Genomic DNA, 19,821 nt, shown 5'->3' on the forward strand with positions numbered 1-19,821 from the left:
GAGGATCGTGAACGACTGGCACAGCTGGGCGGCCGTCGTCGTCTTCGTCGGCGCGTACATCCTGATCATCAGCGAGAAGATCCACCGCGTCGCCGCGGCCCTCGGTGGCGCGGGCCTGATGCTCGCGATCGGGGCGACCGACGACAGGTCGGCCTTCTACTCGGAGCACAGCGGCATCGACTGGAACGTCATCTTCCTGCTCCTGGGGATGATGATGATCGTCGGCGTGCTGAAGAAGACCGGCATGTTCGAGTACCTGGCCATCTGGGCGGTGAAGCGGGCCCGGGCCAGGCCCTTCCGGGTGATGGTGATGCTCGTCGTCATCACCGCCGTCGCCTCCGCACTCCTGGACAACGTCACCACGGTGCTGCTCATCGCCCCCGTGACCCTGCTGGTCTGCGAGCGCCTCGGGCTGCCCGCCGCGCCGTTCCTCATCGCCGAGGTCCTGGCCTCGAACATCGGCGGCACCGCGACCCTGGTGGGCGATCCGCCCAACATCATCATCGCCAGCCGGGCCGGCCTCACCTTCAACGACTTCCTCGTCCATCTCGCCCCGCTGATCGCGGTGCTGGTGGTCGTCCTCGTCGGCCTGTGCCGCGTGCTGTTCCGCAAGACCTTCGTCTACGACGAGGACCGCGCCGCCGAGATCATGGAGCTGGAGGAGCACGAGGCGATCCGCGACCCGCGGCTGCTGATCCAGGGCCTGGTCGTCCTGGCGCTGGTGATCGCCGGCTTCGTGCTGCACCCGGTGCTGCACTACGAGCCCAGCGTCGTCGCCCTGCTGGGCGCCGGCGCGCTCATCGCCGTCTCCTCCGCCGAGACCGGTGAGGTGCTGGCCGAGGTCGAGTGGCCCACGCTCACCTTCTTCGCCGGTCTCTTCGTCATGATCGGCGGCCTGATCGGCACCGGTGTCATCAGCGAGGTCTCCCGGTCCCTCGCCGACGCGATCGGCGACAACGAACTCGGCGGGGCCATGATCCTGCTGAGCGCCTCCGCCGTCCTGTCCGGCGTCATCGACAACATCCCCTACGTCGCCACCATGGCGCCCATCACCAGCGACCTCGTCGACACCATGGGCGGCGGGAGGGACCACGTCCTGTGGTGGTCCCTCGCCCTCGGCGCCGACCTCGGCGGCAACGCCACCGCCATCGGCGCCTCCGCCAACGTCGTCGTCCTCGGCATCGCCGAACGCAGCCGCCGGCCCATCTCCTTCTGGGAGTTCACCCGTTACGGCCTGGTGGTCACCGCCGTCACGGTCTCACTGGCCCTGGTCTACGTGTGGCTGCGCTACTTCGCCCTCGCCTGACCGGACCGGCGCGGTGGGTGGCCGGGGCGTCAGGGCCCTTGCCGCCGTAGCCGGCACACCCCTGGTCCGATCGCCGCCCGCCGGTCGGCTGAAAGCGGAGCCTTTCTCCGACGCAGATCGCCCACGCGCGTCCGGCACCGGCCGGCGGTGTGGGGCGGGGCGGGTGGTCCCGCGTGTCGAGACCGCACGGCTCCCGTTCACCGGCCGCCGTCGCGGGTAGCGTGTGCGGCGCCCGGGATCTTGAGGAGCCCTTGACATCGGCGGGCGAGGACGGCGCCCTGCGGCATCGGGAGGAAGGGGCAGCAGGTGGCACGGCTGACGGCGCGGGTGCGGTCGCGGTCGTCGCTGCTCACCACCCATCCCGCTCGCGCGCTCGTCGCGGCCTTCGCCCTCACGGTGCTGGCGGGTGCGGTGCTGCTGTCGCTGCCGTTCGCCACCGAGGAGAGCACCGCGCCCGGCTTCATGACCGCGCTGTTCACCTCCACGTCGGCGGTGTGCGTGACCGGACTCGCCGTCGTGGACACCGGCACCTACTGGAGCGGCTTCGGCGAGGGCGTCATCCTCGCGCTGATCCAGGTCGGCGGCTTCGGCATCATGACGATGGCGTCGCTGCTGGCCCTGCTGATCTCGGGCCGGCTGCGGCTGCGGCTGCAGCTGACCGCGCAGGCCGAGACGAAGAGCCTCGGCATCGGCGACGTACGACGGGTGCTGCTCGGCGTCGCCGGCTCCACGCTCCTCGTGGAACTCGCGGTCACCGCCCTGCTGGCCGTGCGCATCCGGTTCGGATACGGCGAGAGCTCCGGCAGCGCCCTCTACCTCGGCTACTTCCACGCCGTGTCCGCGTTCAACAACGCCGGGTTCGGCCTGCACGCCGACAACATCACCCGCTACGCCGGTGACGCCTGGGTCATGCTCCCGATCGCCGCCGCGGTGATCCTGGGCGGCATCGGCTTCCCGGTGCTGCTGGAGCTGCTGCGTCACCGCCACCGCAAGCGGACCACCGGGCGCCGCAACTGGACCCTGCACACCAAGCTGACCCTGATCACGTCCGCCGTGCTGCTGGTGATCGGCACCGTCCTGACCTGTCTGCTGGAGTGGACCAATCCCGGCACCCTCGGCCCGCACACCCCGGCGGACAAGGTCCTCAACGGCTTCTTCCACTCCGCCGTGGCACGCACGGCCGGCTTCAACTCCGTCGACATCGGCGCGCTGCACGCCTCGACCCTGTTGACGACCTGCGTGCTGATGTTCATCGGCGGCGGCAGCGCCGGAACCGCCGGCGGCATCAAGGTGACCACCTTCTCCGTGCTGCTCGTCGCGATCATCGCCGAGGTCCGCGGCGAGCCCCATTCCACGGTGTTCGGCAGACGTCTTTCCCCGCACACACTGCGTCAGGCGCTGGCCGTCGCTCTGCTGGGCGTCGGCCTGGTCATGGGTTCCACGCTGGTGATGCTCACGCTGGTCGAAGAGCGGACGGACGCGGTGCTGTTCGAGGTGGTGTCCGCCTTCGCCACGGTCGGTCTGTCCACCGGCCTCACCCCCGACCTGCCGACGGCCGGGCAACTGCTCCTGGTCGGCCTGATGTTCGTCGGCCGACTCGGCCCCATCACCCTCGTCTCGGCTCTCGCCCTGCGGGTACGCACCCGCCGTTACGCACTTCCAGAGGAGCGACCCGTCATTGGTTAAGCTGCACAGCCTGCGCCGCCGCCACCGCAAGCGCCCGGCCGAGACCGAAACGCACGGCGCCGACCAGCGCGTCGCCGTGATCGGTCTGGGCCGTTTCGGTTCGTCCCTCGCCGGTGAGCTGATGCGCCGCGGCTGGGACGTCCTCGGCATCGACACCGACCAGCGCCGGGTGCAGAAGTACAGCGACGCCCTCACCCACACGGCCGTCGCCGACTGCACCGACGACGAGGCGCTGCGCCAGCTCGGCGTCCACGAGTTCAGCAGTGCCGTGGTCGCCATCGGTCATGACATGGAAGCCAGCATCCTGGTCAGCTCCAATCTGCTGGACGCCGAGGTGCCCAACATCTGGGCCAAGGGTGTCAGCCGCCAGCACGGCCAGATCCTCGAACGCCTCGGCGTCCACCATGTCGTCCTCCCCGAGCACGAGATGGGGGAACGCGTCGCCCACCTGGTCACCGGGCGCATGCTCGACTTCATCGAGTTCGACGACGACTACGCCCTCGTCAAGACGGTGGCTCCCGACATCGTGACGGGCATCACCCTCGGCCAGAGCCAGGTCCGCAGCAAGTTCGGGGTCACCGTGGTCGGCATCAAGCGCTCCGGCGAGGACTTCACCTACGCGACCGCGGAGACCGTCGTCCAGCGGGGCGACGTCATCGTCGTCACCGGGAAGACGCATGCGGTGGAGACGTTCGCCGAGATGGGCTGAAAGTTCTTCGCCGGAATGCACAGATTGCGGTGGCACAGCTCCCCTTGCCGCGCCGCCTCGTCAGCAGGCTCGCCCAGGGCCCGACACGCCCGCTGACGACCAGCCTGCCGACGAAGTCGCCGTCGAGCCGGGCGGAGCGTGGCAGGCGCTCGGCGACCAGCCTGGTCACCGTCGACTTCCCCGCCCCCGGCATCCCCGTCACGATCAGGCAGTCCGGCGGGCTCCGAGGATCACGGCAGTCGCACGAACGGCGACAGGAAGGCGCGCGCTCCCGGAGTGTCCAGCCGGTACGTGACATTGGTGGCGTAGCACGGGCTGTCGCCGGTGATGGTCGTCGCCGCGAGGATGCGCCGACCGCCGATGACGGCGAAGTTGGGTCCGCCCGAATCGCCGTAGCAAGCACCGCCGTTGCCCTGCGGCGCGGTCATGGCGAGGCGCACCCAGGCGTCGTTGAGCGCGTCGAAACTGACCGGTGCCTTCATCCGGACCCCGCCGCCCGGGTGGGTGTGGCCGCCCGGTCCGTTCGCTGCCTCCTGGGTGCCGTATCCGGCGACGACCCAGTCGGTGGAGTTGAGCTTCTGCGGTCCGAGCGCCCCGAGCTGGTTGGCGGTCGGCAGCGTGGCCGGGGTGAAGGACCAGCGTGAGCTCATCTTCGCTGCGGGGAGTTCGATGACCGAGATGTCGTGCGTGTCGGCGGCCGGGCCCGGGTAGTCGGGGTGGCTGTGGGCCGTGCCCTGGACGGCGACGGCTCTCGCCTGGGCGGCGGGGTCACCGGGGTACTTCTTCGCGGCGGCGTCCAGTCCGGCCTGGACGTCCTGGTCGAGAGAGACGTAGAACCGTACGTTGTCGGGCCAGTCCGTCGTGCAGTGAGCGGCCGTCAGGAAGGTGTCCGCGTCGATCATCGTGCCGGAGCAGACCCAGTCGACGCGATCCGGAGTGGCCGGATCGCCGTCGTTGTCCCAGGTCGCCACGACCGCGCCGACCTCGGTGCGTTCGGGTGCGGGGGTCGCGTTGTAGGAGTTGATCGCGGACGAGGGCGACGCCAGGGCGAGCAGGGTGGCGCAGGCGGCCGCGGTGACGGCGGTGGCGCGTATGGCGGTCAAGAAGAAACCCTTCGCTGGGTAGGGATCGGGTGTTCCTCCTGTGGGGGGTGGGTGCATTGAAGCGCCTGTGATCGTCTGCGGCAAGACCACGAGCCCGGCTACGGACTGGCCACCAAGGCCGAACCCCGGAAAACGCGAAATGGTGACCGGGATCACTCCCGATCACCATGCGCGATCTGTGTCCGAGGGGGGACTTGAACCCCCACGCCCGATAAAGGGCACTAGCACCTCAAGCTAGCGCGTCTGCCATTCCGCCACCCGGACTAGGTGTCTGCCGCCTTGCCGGGGGTGTTCCCCGCGGCGACATGGACAACAATACCAAGGTTTCGGAGTGCCTTTCACCTGCGTATCCGCAGGCCCGACGGGCCAGGGGCTGTCGGACAGGCAGCCGCTTGGAGTGCGTGACGGCAGGTGACGAGAGGGTCACTCGGCGGTGTCGTGTGCCTCGGTGGCACGGTGGAGGCAGTCCCGGCCCTGGGCAGGAGATGTCCGTCGGTGATCATGCGGCGACTGTGACGGGACCCTGGCGCTGGGTGGCCCCGCCGCCCGGCCGCCTCAGGGCATCAGGTGGTAGTCGGGGAAGTTCCCGGGCAGCCGCTCCCCCGCCGGGCCCTGGGTCACGGCGCGGACCAGCAGTTCACCGCCGACGAACGCGCCGCGCCAGGACCCGCCGAAGCCGCCGAACAGCTCGTCGCGGTCGCCGCGGGAGCGCGGTGTGCCGTGGCCGACCTTGAACGCGCGGATCTGGGGCGCCAGCCGGTCGTACGTCGCCCGGTCGTCCGTGGACAGGGTGGCGACCAGGGCGCCGTTGGAGGCGTTCATGGCGGCCAGCAGTTCCGCCTCCGTGTCGACCAGGACGATGGTGTCGACCGGGCCGAAGGGTTCCGCGTGGTGCAGCGGGGAGGACGGGGGCGGGTTGAGGAGGGTGACGGGCGGGACGTACGCCGAGGTGTCCTGGCCGGGCAGGAAGCGGGCGTCGGCCGGCCGGCCGCGGTACAGCGGGACGGCGCCGCGGTCGATCGCCTCGGCCACCTGGTCGTGGAGCTCCTTGGCCTTGGCCGCGTTGATCACCGGACCGAAGTCCAGCGCGGGGTACGGGTCGTCGGGGTGCTCCACGGCGAGCGGATGGCCGACCCTGAGCGTGCGGACCGCCGGGAGGTACGCCGCCAGGAACGCGTCGAACAGCTCACGCTGGACGACGAAGCGCGGGTAGGCCGTGCAGCGCTGTTTGCCGTAGTCGAAGAGCTTGGGGACGACCGCGGTGAGCGCGTCCCAGTCCGTGAAGTTCCAGATGCCCCAGGTGTTGAGTCCCTCCTGTTCGAGGATGTGCCGTTTGCCGAGGTCGGCGACGGCCGTGGCCACCGTGGCGCCGGTGTCGCGACCGCCGACGAAGGAGACGCAGCCGATCTCCGGCGCCCGCACCAGCGCCGGGGACAGCTCTCCTCCGCTGCCGCTGACGAGGGTGACGGGCAGCCCCTCGCGCGCGGCGAGTGCCGAGGCCAGGGTGAGACAGGCGACGCCGCCGTCGGTCGGGGTCTTGGCGATGACCGCGTTGCCCGCCAGTGTCTGGACCAGCATCGCGTGAACGAGCACGCTCATCGGATAGTTCCAGCTGGCGATGTTGGACACGGGACCGTCCAGCGGCGCCCGCCCGGCGACCATCGGCTCGATGCCGTCGACGTACCAGCGCACCCCGTCGATGGCCCGGTCGACGTCCGCCTGCGCGAGCCGCCACGGCTTGCCGATCTCCCAGACGAGCAGCAGGGCGAGCAGTTCGCGGTGCGCGGCGAGGGCGTCGAGGGTGGCGGCGACGCGGGCCCGGCGTTCGGCGAGCGGCAGATGCCGCCAGGCCCGGTGCTGGTCGAGCGAGGCCCGTACCGCCTGGTGCGCGGTGGCCCCGTCCAGGCGGGGCGGGCCCGCGATCGGGCTGCCGTCGACGGGGGTGGTGGCGGGCAGCGCCCGGCCGTCCGCCTGCCAGGCGGCGTTCCAGAGGTTGAGGACGCGGTCGTCCCGGAAGGCCTCGGGGGCGACCGCGAGGCAGCGCTGCCAGGCGTCGGACCAGGAGGTGCCGGATTTGAGGGTGAGGGTGGGGAGGGTGGGTGCCATGGGAGCTCCGCTCTCGGTGCACGGTCGAGAGGGAAGGCCGGGGCGTGGCCATGGCCTTCCGTGGAAGGGGGTGCGAGACGGGCGCAGGGTGCATGGCACGGCGCCGCGCGCGGGGAGCCGGAGGCGGCTGCCGGCGCGCGGTCGCCGTACAGCGGACGGTAGTGCGGCCGCGTGCGGCCGTCACCCCGCGGCGGGTATGAGCAGCGTCACTCCGCCTCGGGGGCGTCGAGGGCGACCTGGACGCGCCGGGCGGTCTCGGTCGGGGTGACCTCGGAGGCGTCCAGGGCGGCCTGGACGAGGCGCGCGGTCTCCGTCGGGGTGCCGCCCACCCGGACGCCCACGGCCTCCAGTGCTGCCTTCTTCGCTTGGGCCGTGCCGGAGGAGCCGGAGACGATCGCACCGGCGTGCCCCATGGTCCTGCCCTCGGGTGCGGTGAATCCGGCGATGTAGCCGACGACGGGCTTGGTGACGTGATCGCGGATGTACGCCGCGGCGCGTTCCTCGGCGTCGCCGCCGATCTCCCCGATGAGGACGACGAGGTCGGTGTCGGGGTCGTCCTGGAAGGCGGCCAGGCAGTCGATGTGGGTGGTGCCGACGACGGGGTCGCCGCCGATGCCGACGCAGGTGGAGAAACCGAGGTCGCGCAGCTCGTACATGAGTTGGTACGTCAGCGTGCCCGACTTGGAGACCAACCCGATGCGGCCCGGTGGGGTGATGTCGGCGGGGATGATGCCCGCGTTGGACTGGCCGGGCGTGATCAGGCCGGGGCAGTTGGGGCCGAGGACGCGGGTGCCGCGCTGCCGCGCGTACGCGGTGAAGGCGACGGTGTCGTGGACCGGGATGCCTTCGGTGATGACGACGGCGAGGCCGATGCCGGCGTCGGCGGCTTCGGTGACGGCCGCCTTGGCGAAGGCCGGCGGGACGAAGACGACGGTGACATCGGCGCTGGTCGACTGCATACCGTCGGCGACCGACCCGAAGACGGGCACCGCGATGGGGGAACCTCCCAGGCCGTTCAGGCACTGGGGGACGTCGAAGTCGACGGTACGGCCCGCCTTGCGCGGATTGACTCCGCCGACGACGTTCGTGCCGGCGGCGAGCATGCGGCGGGTGTGCTTCATGCCCTCGCCGCCGGTCATGCCCTGGACGAGGACCTTGCTCTCCTTGGTGAGGTAGATCGCCATGTCGTCCCGTCTCCTCAGGCAGTGGTGGCGAGTTCGGCGGCGCGGCGGGCGGCGCCGTCCATGGTGGGGACCTGCTGGACCAGGGGGTGGGCGCGCTCGTCGAGGAGGGCCCGGCCGCGTGCGGCGTTGTTGCCGTCGAGGCGGACGACCAGCGGCTTGGTGACCCGTACGGTGTCCAGGGCGCGCACGATGCCGTCGGCGACCGCGTCGCAGGCGGTGATGCCGCCGAAGACGTTGACGAAGACGGACCTGACGTCGGGGTCGGAGAGGACGACGGACAGTCCGTCGGCCATGACCTGGGCGGAGGCGCCCCCGCCGATGTCGAGGAAGTTGGCGGGGCGGGCGCCGCAGCCGGCGACCACGTCGAGGGTCGACATGACGAGGCCGGCGCCGTTGCCGATGACACCGACCGAGCCGTCGAGCTTGACGTAGTTGAGGCCCTTGGCGGCGGCCGCGGCCTCCAGCGGATCCTCGTGAGCGGCGCTTTCGGCGCCCCAACGAGCCTGCCGGAAAGCCGCGTTGTCGTCCAGGGTGACCTTGCCGTCGAGGGCGACGATCGCGCCCTGCGCGGTGCGGACGAGCGGGTTGACCTCGACGAGGAGGGCGTCCTCGCGGACCAGCACCTGCCAGAGCCGGACGAGCACGTCGACGGTCTGCGGCGGCAGGCCGGCGGCGTCGGCGATCTGAGCGGCCTTGGCCGAGGTGACCCCCTCGGCCGGGTCGATGTGTATACGGGCGACTGCCTCCGGTCGACTGGCGGCGATCTCCTCGATGTCCATACCGCCCTCGGCGGACGCGATGGCGAGGAAGCGCCCGGCGGCGCGGTCGAGAACGTAGGAGACGTAGAACTCGCGCTCGATGTCGACGGGTTGGGCCAGCATGACGGTGCCGACGGTGTGCCCCTTGATGTTCATGCCGAGGATCTGGCGGGCCGTCAGTTCGGCAGCGGCGGGGTCGGCCGCGAGCTTGACGCCGCCCGCCTTGCCCCGGCCTCCGGTCTTCACCTGGGCCTTGACGACGACCCGGCCGCCGAGCCGGCGGGCGATCTCGCGCGCCTCCTTGGGCGAGTCGGTGACCTCGGCACGCGGCACCAAGATGCCGTGTTCCGCGAAGAGTTCCCTTGCCTGGTGTTCGTACAGGTCCATCTCGGCTCCTGTCTGCCGTGTCATCCGGGGACCGAGACCCAGACCCCCGAAATGTGCCGCACGCCCCCTGGACACCACCCACCGGATGCGGGATAACAAGCTTCATACAGTATTCGTCGACTGTATGCAATGTACGAGCGAGTACCGCGAGAGCTTCCCCAACCCCTCCCGAAGGGACAGGACTTCGCCATGCCCGACGACACCCAGGACGTGATCTCCGGCGGTCATCTCGTCGCCAAGGCCCTCAAGGCCGAGGGGGTCGACCGCATCTACACGCTGTGCGGCGGCCACATCATCGACATCTACGACGGCTGCGTCGACGAGGGCATCGAGGTCGTCGACGTCCGTCACGAGCAGGTCGCGGCGCACGCCGCCGACGGTTACGCCCGCCTCACCGGCAGGCCCGGCTGCGCGGTCGTCACCGCGGGTCCCGGGACGACCGACGCGGTCACCGGTGTGGCCAACGCCTTCCGCGCCGAGTCCCCGATGCTGCTGATCGGCGGTCAGGGAGCTCTCACCCAGCACAAGATGGGGTCCCTGCAGGACCTGCCGCACGTGGACATGATGACGCCGATCACCAAGTTCGCGGCGACCGTGCCGGACACGGCGCGCGCGGCGGACATGGTGTCCATGGCGTTCCGCGAGTGCTACCACGGCGCGCCTGGACCGTCCTTCCTGGAGATCCCGCGCGATGTGCTCGACGCCAAGGTCCCGGTGGGCAGGGCGCGGGTGCCCCAGGCCGGTGCCTACCGGGCCTCCACCCGCTCGGCCGGCGACCCCGAGGCGATCGAGCGGCTGGCCGGTCTGCTCGTGCACGCCGAGAAGCCGGCGATCCTGCTGGGCAGTCAGGTGTGGACGACACGCGGCACCGAGGCGGCGATCGAGCTGGTCCGCACGCTGAACATCCCGGCCTACATGAACGGCGCCGGGCGCGGCACCCTCCCGCCCGGCGACCCGCACCACTTCCAGCTGTCGCGCCGGTACGCGTTCTCCAACGCCGACGTCATCGTCATCGTCGGCACGCCCTTCGACTTCCGCATGGGCTACGGCAAGCGGCTGTCGGCGGACGCCACCGTCGTCCAGATCGACCTCGACTACCGCACCGTCGGCAAGAACCGCGACATCGACCTCGGCATCGTCGGCGACGCGGGACTGGTGCTGAAGGCGGTGACCGAGGCGGCGTCCGGGCACGCTCTTCATGGATACGGCAACGGGGGCGCGTCGAAGCGCAAGGAGTGGCTGGACGAGCTGCGGGCCGCCGAGCAGACGGCGCTGGACAAGCGGCTGCCGCAGCTGAGGTCGGACGCCTCGCCGATCCACCCGTACCGGCTGGTCAGCGAGATCAACGACTTCCTCACCGAGGACTCGATCTACATCGGCGACGGCGGCGACATCGTCACCTTCTCCGGGCAGGTGGTGCAGCCCAAGTCGCCCGGCCACTGGATGGACCCGGGTCCGCTGGGCACGCTCGGCGTCGGCATCCCGTTCGTGCTCGCCGCCAAGCAGGCCCGGCCCGACAAGGAGGTCGTCGCCCTCTTCGGCGACGGTGCCTTCTCCCTCACCGGCTGGGACTTCGAGACGCTGGTCCGCTACGACCTCCCCTTCGTCGGCATCGTCGGCAACAACTCCTCGATGAACCAGATCCGCTACGGCCAGGCCGCCAAGTACGGCAAGGAGCGCGAGCGGATCGGCAACACCCTCGGCGACGTCCACTACGACAAGTTCGCGCAGATGCTGGGCGGTTACGGCGAGGAGGTCCGCGACCCCGCCGAGATCGGCCCCGCGCTGCGGCGGGCCCGCGAGTCGGGCAAGCCGTCGCTGATCAACGTCTGGGTCGACCCGGACGCGTACGCCCCCGGAACCATGAACCAGACCATGTACAAGTGAGGAGGCCTTCATGACCTCAACGCCGTCCAAGGCCCCGAGCAAGGCTCCGGCCAAGGCCCTAGAAGGCATCCGCGTCCTGGACATGACGCATGTCCAGTCCGGGCCGTCGGCGACACAGCTCCTCGCCTGGCTCGGCGCGGACGTCGTCAAGCTGGAGGCGCCGACCGGCGACATCACGCGCAAGCAGCTGCGCGATCTGCCGGACGTCGACTCCCTCTACTTCACGATGCTCAACTGCAACAAGCGGAGCATCACCCTCAACACCAAGACCGAGCGCGGCAAGGAACTCCTCACCGAGCTGATCCGGCGCTCCGACGTGATGGTCGAGAACTTCGGACCGGGCGCGGTCGACCGTATGGGATTCACCTGGGACCGCATCCAGGAGATCAATCCACGGATCGTCTATGCCTCCATCAAGGGGTTCGGCGAGGGCCCGTACACCGGCTTCAAGGCGTACGAGGTCGTCGCGCAGGCCATGGGCGGGTCGATGTCGACCACCGGTTTCGAGGACGGGCCGCCGCTGGCGACGGGGGCCCAGATCGGTGACTCGGGCACGGGTGTGCACGCCGTGGCGGGCATTCTCGCGGCGCTGTACCAGCGCGAGCGCACCGGGCGCGGGCAGCGGGTGAACGTGGCCATGCAGCACGCTGTGCTCAACCTCTGCCGCGTGAAGCTGCGCGATCAGCAGCGCCTGGCCCACGGCCCGCTCGCTGAATACCCCAACGAGGACTTCGGCACGGAAGTTCCCCGCTCGGGAAACGCGTCCGGCGGCGGCCAGCCCGGCTGGGCGGTCAAGTGCGCGCCGGGCGGCCCGAACGACTACGTGTACGTGATCGTGCAGCCCGTCGGCTGGAAGCCGATCAGCGAGCTGATCGGCCGGCCGGAGCTGGCCGACGACCCCGAGTGGGCGACGCCGGAGGCGCGGCTGCCGAAGCTGAACAAGATGTTCCAGCTGATCGAGGAGTGGTCCTCGACGCTGCCCAAGTGGGAGGTGCTGGAGCGGCTCAACGCGCACAACATCCCGTGCGGTCCGATCCTGTCCACCAAGGAGATCATCGAGGACCCGTCGCTCGCCGCGAACGAGATGGTCGTGAAGGTGCCGCATCCCGAGCGTGGCGAGTTCGTGACCGTCGGCAGTCCGCTGAAGCTGTCCGACTCCCCGGTGGAGGTGACCAGTTCACCGCTGCTCGGCGAGCACAACGAAGAGGTCTACATCGGCGAACTGGGCCTCGGCGACGAGGAGCTGCGCCTGCTCAAGTCGAACGGGGTGATCTGACGTGATGGCCGAGGACCGGCTGCCGAGGGTGCGCGCCCTTCTCGACGCGGTGCGCGCCGAGGGCCGTACGGCGCTGACCGCTCCCGAGGGCAAGGTGCTCGCCGACGCGTACGGGATCGCCGTACCGGGCGAGGAGCTGGCGCGGGACGTCGACGAGGCCGTGGCCTGCGCGGCGCGCCTCGGCGGGCTGGTCGTGATGAAGATCGTCTCGCCGGACATCCTGCACAAGACCGACGCCGGCGGGGTCGTCGTGGGCGTGGAGGGTGCGGCAGAAGTGCGGGCCGCGTTCCACCGGATCGTGGACAACGCGCGCGCGTACCACGCCGAAGCCCGTATCGAGGGTGTCCAGGTGCAGGAGCTGCTGCCGCAGGGGCAGGAGGTCATCGTCGGCGCGGTGACGGATCCGACGTTCGGGAAGGTGGTGGCCTTCGGGCTCGGCGGGGTTCTCGTCGAGGTGCTGAAGGACGTGACGTTCCGGCTCGCGCCCGTCACCGCCGACGAGGCTCTGGGCATGCTGGACTCCATCCGGTCCGCGGAGATCCTGCGCGGGGTGCGGGGCGCGGCGGGCGTGGACCGGTGGGCGGTCGCCGAACAGATCCGGCGTGTCTCCCAACTGGTCGCCGACTTCCCCGAGATCGCCGAGGTGGACCTCAACCCGGTGATCGCGACAGCCGACGGCGCGGTCGCCGCGGACATCCGGGTGATCCTGTCCGAGGCGCCCGCGCGGGAGCGCCGCCGCTACACGCGCGAGGAGATCCTCGCGTCCATGCGCCGGCTGATGCAGCCCCGCGCGGTGGCCGTCATCGGCGCGTCCAACGAGCCGGGCAAGATCGGCAACTCGGTGATGCGCAACCTCGTCGACGGCGGCTTCGCCGGGGACATCCACCCGGTGAATCCAAAGGCCGATGACATCCTGGGCCGCAAGGCGTACAAGAGTGTCACGGACGTTCCCGGTGAGGTGGATGTGGCCGTCTTCGCCATTCCCGCGCGGTTCGTGCCCGCGGCGCTGGAGGAGGTGGGCCGCAAGGGGATCCCCAACGCCGTCCTCATCCCCTCCGGGTTCGCCGAGACCGGGGAGCACGCCCTCCAGGACGAGATCGTGGCCATCGCCGAGCGGCACGGCGTCCGCCTGCTGGGCCCGAACATCTACGGCTACTACTCGACCTGGCAGGACCTGTGCGCCACGTTCTGCACGCCGTACGACGTCAAGGGCGGGGTCGCGCTGACCTCGCAGTCCGGTGGCATCGGGATGGCGATCCTGGGGTTCGCGCGGACCACCAGGACCGGCGTGTCGGCGATCGTCGGGCTCGGCAACAAGTCGGACCTGGACGAGGACGACCTGCTGACCTGGTTCGGCGAGGACCCGCGCACCGAGTGCATCGCCATGCACCTGGAGGACCTGAAGGACGGCCGGGCCTTCGTGGAGGCCGCGCGGGCGACCGTTCCGAAGAAGCCGGTGGTGGTCCTGAAGGCGGGCCGTACGGCGGCGGGCGCGAAGGCCGCCGGCTCGCACACCGGCGCCCTGGCGGGCGACGACGCGGTGTACGACGACATCCTGCGGCAGGCCGGGGTGATCCGGGCGCCCGGGCTGAACGACATGCTGGAGTACGCGCGCGCGTTGCCGGTGCTTCCCACCCCTCAGGGCGACAACGTGGTGATCATCACCGGGGCGGGTGGCAGCGGGGTGCTGCTGTCCGACGCGGTGACGGACAACGGGCTGACCCTGATGGAGATCCCGCCGGACCTGGACGAGGCCTTCCGCCGGTTCATCCCGCCGTTCGGGGCCGCGGGCAACCCGGTCGACATCACCGGCGGGGAGCCGCCGTCGACGTACGAGGCGACGATCCGGCTCGGTCTGGAGGATCCGCGGATCCACGCGCTGGTTCTCGGCTACTGGCACACCATCGTCACCCCTCCGATGGTCTTCGCCGAGCTCACCGCGCGCGTGGTGGCCGAATTCCGCGAGCGCGGCATCGTCAAGCCCGTCGTGGCCTCGCTCGCCGGGGACGTCGAGGTGGAGGAGGCCTGCCAGTACCTGTACGAGCGCGGGGTCGTGGCCTATCCGTACACGACCGAGAAGCCGGTGGCCGTCCTGGGCGCCAAGTACCGCTGGGCGCAAGCCGCGGGGTTGTTGGGGGGCGGTTCATGAGCTGAGTGAGCACGGGTCCGGCCGACGGTGCGCGTCGGCCGGACCCGGGGCCCGTACGCGCACGAAAGGCATGGGACAGGGGGCGCTGGCCAGATCTTTCGACGCAAGGGGTGCTGAGCGGATGACGACCACCGACTATTCGACCGCCGTCGCCTACAGGGAGGTGACGGACCGCAACGGCCGCGTGTACCGGATCGGCGAGACCGACTTCGACATCATGGGCCGGGCGCGCAAATGGATGGTCATCCTGCCGTGGATCGGCATGATGGGCATCAGTTCCGCCGAGTACGCGTTCACCTCGGCGGAGGACACGCTCCACGAGGCCCACCTGTGGAGCAGCGGACACATCTTCTGGCTGATGGGCGTCTGGGTGTTCTTCCAGGCGGCCGTGGCCTTCCCCGCCGGACAGCTGCGGGAGAGCGGGAAGCTCCCCGCCCGCGCGGCCATGCTGCTCGGCGCCGTCGGCACCCTGCTGGGCTATGTGTCGCTGGCGTACGCGCCGCATGTGATCGTCGCCTATCTCGGCTTCGGCATGTGCAGCGGCATCGGCGCCGGCCTGGTCTACGCGACCTGCGTGAACATGGTCGGCAAGTGGTATCCGGAGCGCAAGGGCGGCAAGACGGGCTTCGTCAACGGCGGTTTCGCCTACGGGTCCGTGCCGTTCGTGTTCCTGTTCACCTCGTACATGGATCTGTCCAACTACCGGACGGTGCTGGTGTCGGTCGGCGTCGGACTGTGCCTGGTGGTGGCCGCGGCGGGCTGGTTCTTCAAGGACCCGCCGAAGAACTGGTGGCCGCCGCACGTCGACCCGCTGAAGCAGACCGACGACCCGAAGATCCGCCGGGCGCTGGAGAAGAACCCGCCGGCGGTCAAGCAGTACACCCCCAAGGAGGCCGCCCGTACCCCCGTGCTGTGGATGATGTGGTTCTGTCTGCTGTGCACGGCCGGCATCAACATCTTCGGCATCGCCTTCCAGGTGCCGTTCGGCAAGGACATGGGCTTCGCGGGCGGCATCGTGGCCACGGCGATGTCCCTGAAGGCGATCGTCAACGGCACCGGCCGCGGTGTCATCGGCTGGATCTCCGACCGCTACGGCCGCCGCAACACCCTGGTCATCGTGTGTCTGGTGCTCGGCACCGCACAGTTCGGCGTGCTGGTCTCCGGCCAGATGGGCAGTATGCCGTTCTTCCTGTTCTGCTCCATGGTCTCCGGCTTCGGCGGCGGGGCGATCTTCCCGCTGTTCGCCGCCATGACCGCGGACTACTTCGGCGAGAACAACAACGCCACCAACTACGGCATGGTCTACAGCTCCAAGCTGATCTCCGGCCTTGTCGGCTCCGGGATGGGCGCGGTGGTGGTCGGTGCCTGGGACTACGAGGGCGCGTTCGTGCTGGCCGGCTGTATCGGTCTGGCGTCCGCGGTGCTGGCGCTCTTCCTGAAGGCACCCGGCAGGCCGAAGGCGCACCGCATCGTGCCCAACCCGCGGCCCCTCGGCGAGGAGGCGGCGTGACCTGAGCCAGGGGGGAGGAAGGAAGGGCCCTTTCCGGAGTTCCACCTCCGGAAAGGGCCCTTCCTCATGTGTCCGGGTGCCGGTCAGCACTTCTCCCGCAGCGAGTGCAGGTGCTCGCTGGACTTGCGGGCGAAGGTGAAGGACTCGGCCGGGTTGTCGTGCTCGGCCTGCCAGTGGTGGGCGAACCGCTCGCCGCGCAGCCGGGTGACGGCGGACAGGAACCGCTGGTAGTCGATGTCGCCGTCACCGACGTCGACCATGCGGTAGCCGTGCTGGGTCGACGGGTCGCTCACGCCGTCCTTCACGTGGAACAGCGGGTAGCGGTGGGGCTGCTTCAGCACGTAGTCGAGGGGGTCGAAGGGGGCGGGTGTGCCGTCGGGGCGCTTGGAGAAGCGGAACTGGCCGACGTACGCCCAGTAGATGTCCATCTCCAGGTAGACCAGGTCGGGGTCGGTCTCGGCGAGCAGCACGTCGTAGAGACGTACGTTCGGCTTGTCGGTGGCGAAGGAGAACTCCTCGGAGTGGTTGTGCTGGTAGAACTTCATGCCGCGCGCCTTCGCCGCCGCGCCGTAGGTGTTGAAGTCCTCGGCGGCGCGCTTCCAGGCGTCGACGGTCGAGCCGTAGCGGAACGGCCCGGAGGCGGTGCCGATGTGCTTCAGGCCCAGCGCCTGGGCGTCGTCCAGGACCTTGGTGAGGTTGGTGGCGAAGGTGTAGGCGTTCGGGTCGCCGGAGTAGTAGCCGACGTGGCTGCCGATCGGGTTCAGGCCGTGGTCCCTGGCCAGCCGCTTGAGCTGGGCGAGGGTGATGGGGCCTGCCGAGCCCTGGCCGTATCCGGCGAACTCGACCTCGTCGTAGCCGTACTTCTCCAGTTCGGCGAAGACGGGGGCGAAGCCGAGGGTGGAGACCTTGTCGCGGAGGCTGTAGAGCTGGATGCCGAGCCGGCCGGGCGGCAGGACGGGGCGTCCCCGGCCGGGGGCGCCGGCGGTGCCGGGGCTGCCCGCGGCGGCCTCGGTGGCGGTCGCGGGGGCGGCCGCCGCGCCGAGCAGGGCGGCGGCGGTGGCACCGGCGGCGACGCCGAGCATGCCGCGTCTGCTGAGGCGGTGGGTGAGTTCGGGGTCGGGCTGGGAGAAGCGGCTCATGCGTGGAACTCCTCTGGGTCGAGGGCCGTTGTCAGTGGTGAGTGCTTCACTGGTGACAGGTCAGGAGAGACCGGCCAGATGGAGCAGGAGTGCTTTCACATCGGTGGCCGCGACGCGGTCGCCGACAGCGCGGGGGGTGGAGCAGATGAGGAGCGGACCGTCGTCGTCGCTCGCCGGGAGGCGGCCGTGGCTGCCGCGAATAGGTGAGGGATCCAGCGGCACGACCGCCATGCGGTAGCGCAGGCCCAGCTTCTTGCGGGCCAGGGCCGTCGCCGCCTTGACCTTGACGTAGGGGTCGAGCGGATCCATGAAGAGTTCGACCGGGTCGTAGCCGGGTTTGCGGTGGATCTCGACGAGCCGCGCGAAGTCGGGCGCGTGGGCGTCGTCGAGCCAGTAGTAGTACGTGAACCAGGCGTCCGGCTCCGCCACGGCGACGAGTTCGCCGGAGCGCGGATGGTCGAGGTGGTGGGTTTTCTTGCCCTCGTCGTCGAGGAGCAGGTCGATGCCGGGGAGGCCGGTGAGCGCGGCCCGGGCCGGCTCCAGGTCCTCGGGGCGGCGGACGTAGACGTGGGCGATCTGGTGGTCGGCCACGGCGAAGGCCCGGGAGGCCATCGGGTCCAGGTACTCCATGCCGTCCTGCGTGTGCACCTCCAGCAGTCCGGCACGGCGCAGCGCCCGGTTGATGTCGACCGGCCGGGACACGCGGGTGATGCCGTACTCGGAGAGCGCGACGACGGTACGGCCCTCGGCGCGGGCGTCGTCGAGCAGCGGGGCGAGCGCCGTGTCCAGGTCGGCGGCCGCGCGGTGGGAGCGCGGGTCGTCGGGGCCGAAGCGCTGGAGGTCGTAGTCGAGGTGAGGGAGGTAGCACAGGGTCAGGTCGGGGCGGCGGGTGCGCTGGATGTGCCGGGTGGCGTCGATGATCCAGCGGCTGGAGACCAGGTCCGCGCCGGGGCCCCAGAAGTGGAAGAGGGGGAACGTGCCGAGTTTCCGGGTGAGTTCGTCGTGCAGGTCGGCGGGGCGGGTGTAGCAGTCGGGTTCCTTGCGGCCGTCGGCGTAGTAGATCGGACGGGGGGTGACGGTGATGTCGGTGTCGGCGCCCATGGCGTACCACCAGCAGACGTTGGCGACGGTGTAGCCGGGGTGGGCGCGGCGGGCGGCGTCCCAGAGTTTGTCGCCGGTGACGAGGCCGTTGTGCTGGCGCCACAGCAGGACGTCGCCGAGTTCGCGGAAGTACCAGCCGTTGCCGACGATGCCGTGCTCCGACGGCATCGTGCCGGTGAGGAAGGTGGACTGGGCGGCGCAGGTGACGGCGGGCAGGACGGTGCCGAGGGGTGCGTGGGAGCCGGACCGGGCGAGGGCCTTCAGGTGCGGCATGTGGTCGAGGAGACGGGGGGTGAGGCCGACGACGTCGAGGACGAGGAGCGGGGTGGGGCGCGCCGGGGCGTGGGCGGTCACGGCAGCTCCTTCAGGCCGAGGTCGGTGAGGAGGTCGCGGGCGAGGGTGAGTTCGGCGGCGATGCCGTCGGCGAGCTGGGCGCGGGTGTGCGGCCGCAGCTCGGGCGGGAGGGCCTGCCAGGTGTAGGTCTCGACCTCCAGATGGCGGGTGAGCGGGTGCGGGCCGCCGACCAGCCGGGCGAGTGCGCTCTTCAGGACAGGGAGGGTCGAGGTGAGGGGCGCGGCGGGGGCCGCGTGCAGTGGGACGTGGAAGTGGGACCGCCAGGGTCCGCCGTCCGGCAGGGCGTCGCCCTTCAGGGCCTCGCCGAGGTCGTCGGTGCCGCGCAGCCCGGCGGCGGTGGAGGTGCGGGTCTGGTGCAGGAAGCGGGGTTCGTCGAAGGCGGCGAGGGCGTCGCGGACCTCGGGGAGATGGGGGTGTTCGGCGTGCAGGGCGGCGGAGAGCTGCGACTTGACGACGGGGACACCGGCGTGGGCGAGGGCGTCCAGGGCGGTGTCCGGGTCCTCGAAGGAGGTGGCGAGATGACAGGTGTCGACACAGATCCCGATGCGGGGATGGGCGATCGCGGTCAGCGGGGCGAGGGCGTCGCCGGTGGTCTCGACGACACAGCCGGGCTCAGGTTCCAGGCCGATGCGCAGGGAGCGGCCGGTCAGCTCGGCGAGGGCGTCGAGGCGTTCGCCGAGGGTGGTCAGCGCGGTGCGGGCCGCCGCGGCGCGGTCCTCTCCGGCGGCGGTGCGCCAGGCGAGCGGCAGGGTGGAGATGCTGCCCTCGGTGACGTCGTCGGGCAGCAGCCCGGCGAGCACGCGGGCCAGGGCGGTGGTGTGCTCCAGGCGTTCCGGGGCGGCCCAGTCGGGGCGGTAGACGCGGTACTTGACCTCCTCGGCGCCGAACCCTTCGTACGGGAAGCCGTTGAGGGTGACGACCTCCAGGCCGCGCCGGTCCAGTTCGGTGCGCAGGGCGCGCAGCGCGGACGGGTCGGCGACCAGCGCGCGGGCGGCGTCCCGGGCGAGCCACAGGCCGATGCCGAGGCGGTCGCGGCCGAGCCTGCGGCGCACCGGCTCGCAGTGGTCGCGGAGCTGTGCGAGGACGCCGTCGAGGGTTTCCGCGGGGTGGACGTTGGTGCAGTAGGCGAGGTGGACGGTGGAGCCGTCGGGGTGGCGGAAGCGCAT

Annotated in this window: 14 protein-coding genes and 1 tRNA gene; 7 read left to right on the top strand and 8 right to left on the bottom strand. The window is 70.7% G+C overall.

Features of this window, described 5'->3' with window-relative positions; all coding sequences use genetic code 11:
* Positions 1-7: 7 nt before the first annotated feature.
* The 3 genes from ACZ42A_RS05825 (at position 8) to ACZ42A_RS05835 (ending at position 3,701) form a co-directional block, all read left to right on the top strand.
* Positions 8-1,306 carry an ArsB/NhaD family transporter gene (locus ACZ42A_RS05825; RefSeq protein WP_468525869.1) on the top strand — a complete coding sequence of 433 codons (1,299 nt, stop codon included), beginning with the start codon at positions 8-10 and terminating at the stop codon, positions 1,304-1,306.
* A gap of 306 nt (positions 1,307-1,612) precedes the next feature.
* Positions 1,613-2,992, top strand: a complete 1,380-nt coding sequence (locus ACZ42A_RS05830; RefSeq protein WP_468525870.1) for a TrkH family potassium uptake protein — start codon at positions 1,613-1,615, stop codon at positions 2,990-2,992.
* Positions 2,985-3,701, top strand: coding sequence for a potassium channel family protein (locus ACZ42A_RS05835; protein ID WP_468525871.1), 717 nt, complete (start codon positions 2,985-2,987; stop codon positions 3,699-3,701). The genes ACZ42A_RS05830 and ACZ42A_RS05835 overlap by 8 nt, the downstream gene beginning before the upstream one ends.
* A gap of 230 nt (positions 3,702-3,931) precedes the next feature.
* Here ACZ42A_RS05835 and ACZ42A_RS05840 read toward each other — a convergent pair whose 3' ends face one another.
* From ACZ42A_RS05840 to sucC, 5 genes are all read right to left on the bottom strand, one after another.
* Positions 3,932-4,804: a trypsin-like serine protease gene (locus ACZ42A_RS05840; RefSeq protein ID WP_468525872.1), complete on the bottom strand. Its 873-nt coding sequence runs from the start codon at positions 4,802-4,804 to the stop codon at positions 3,932-3,934.
* Positions 4,805-4,983: 179 nt separating this feature from the next.
* Positions 4,984-5,068: transfer RNA gene (locus ACZ42A_RS05845), tRNA-Leu, on the bottom strand.
* Positions 5,069-5,359: 291 nt separating this feature from the next.
* On the bottom strand, positions 5,360-6,910 hold the full coding sequence (locus ACZ42A_RS05850) for an aldehyde dehydrogenase family protein (protein WP_468525873.1): 1,551 nt from the start codon (positions 6,908-6,910) through the stop codon (positions 5,360-5,362).
* Between the two features lie 206 nt (positions 6,911-7,116).
* Positions 7,117-8,094, bottom strand: coding sequence for a succinate--CoA ligase subunit alpha (sucD, locus tag ACZ42A_RS05855; protein WP_468525874.1), 978 nt, complete (start codon positions 8,092-8,094; stop codon positions 7,117-7,119).
* 14 nt (positions 8,095-8,108) lie between these two features.
* Positions 8,109-9,239, bottom strand: coding sequence for an ADP-forming succinate--CoA ligase subunit beta (gene sucC / locus ACZ42A_RS05860; protein WP_468525875.1), 1,131 nt, complete (start codon positions 9,237-9,239; stop codon positions 8,109-8,111).
* Positions 9,240-9,428: 189 nt separating this feature from the next.
* Here sucC and ACZ42A_RS05865 point away from each other — a divergent pair, with 189 nt between their 5' ends.
* From ACZ42A_RS05865 to ACZ42A_RS05880, 4 genes are all read left to right on the top strand, one after another.
* Positions 9,429-11,126: a thiamine pyrophosphate-binding protein gene (locus tag ACZ42A_RS05865; protein ID WP_468525876.1), complete on the top strand. Its 1,698-nt coding sequence runs from the start codon at positions 9,429-9,431 to the stop codon at positions 11,124-11,126.
* 10 nt (positions 11,127-11,136) lie between these two features.
* The gene (gene frc / locus ACZ42A_RS05870; RefSeq protein WP_468525877.1) at positions 11,137-12,402 is read left to right on the top strand and encodes a formyl-CoA transferase; all 1,266 of its coding nucleotides are present in this window, start codon (positions 11,137-11,139) and stop codon (positions 12,400-12,402) included.
* A gap of 4 nt (positions 12,403-12,406) precedes the next feature.
* The gene (locus ACZ42A_RS05875) at positions 12,407-14,551 is read left to right on the top strand and encodes an acetate--CoA ligase family protein (RefSeq protein ID WP_468526146.1); all 2,145 of its coding nucleotides are present in this window, start codon (positions 12,407-12,409) and stop codon (positions 14,549-14,551) included.
* Between the two features lie 121 nt (positions 14,552-14,672).
* Positions 14,673-16,061, top strand: a complete 1,389-nt coding sequence (locus tag ACZ42A_RS05880) for an OFA family MFS transporter (protein ID WP_468525878.1) — start codon at positions 14,673-14,675, stop codon at positions 16,059-16,061.
* A gap of 83 nt (positions 16,062-16,144) precedes the next feature.
* On the opposite strand, the gene ACZ42A_RS05885 is transcribed toward ACZ42A_RS05880, so the two are convergent.
* From ACZ42A_RS05885 to eboE, 3 genes are read right to left on the bottom strand one after another with little or no spacing between them, the layout of a single operon-like run.
* On the bottom strand, positions 16,145-17,200 hold the full coding sequence (locus ACZ42A_RS05885; protein ID WP_468525879.1) for a sugar phosphate isomerase/epimerase family protein: 1,056 nt from the start codon (positions 17,198-17,200) through the stop codon (positions 16,145-16,147).
* 60 nt (positions 17,201-17,260) lie between these two features.
* The gene (locus tag ACZ42A_RS05890; protein ID WP_468525880.1) at positions 17,261-18,655 is read right to left on the bottom strand and encodes a nucleotide pyrophosphatase/phosphodiesterase family protein; all 1,395 of its coding nucleotides are present in this window, start codon (positions 18,653-18,655) and stop codon (positions 17,261-17,263) included.
* Positions 18,652-19,821 carry a metabolite traffic protein EboE gene (gene eboE / locus ACZ42A_RS05895; protein WP_468525881.1) on the bottom strand — a complete coding sequence of 390 codons (1,170 nt, stop codon included), beginning with the start codon at positions 19,819-19,821 and terminating at the stop codon, positions 18,652-18,654. The genes ACZ42A_RS05890 and eboE overlap by 4 nt, the downstream gene beginning before the upstream one ends.

The sequence above is a fragment of the Streptomyces sp. NPDC030838 genome (genome assembly GCF_055572035.1).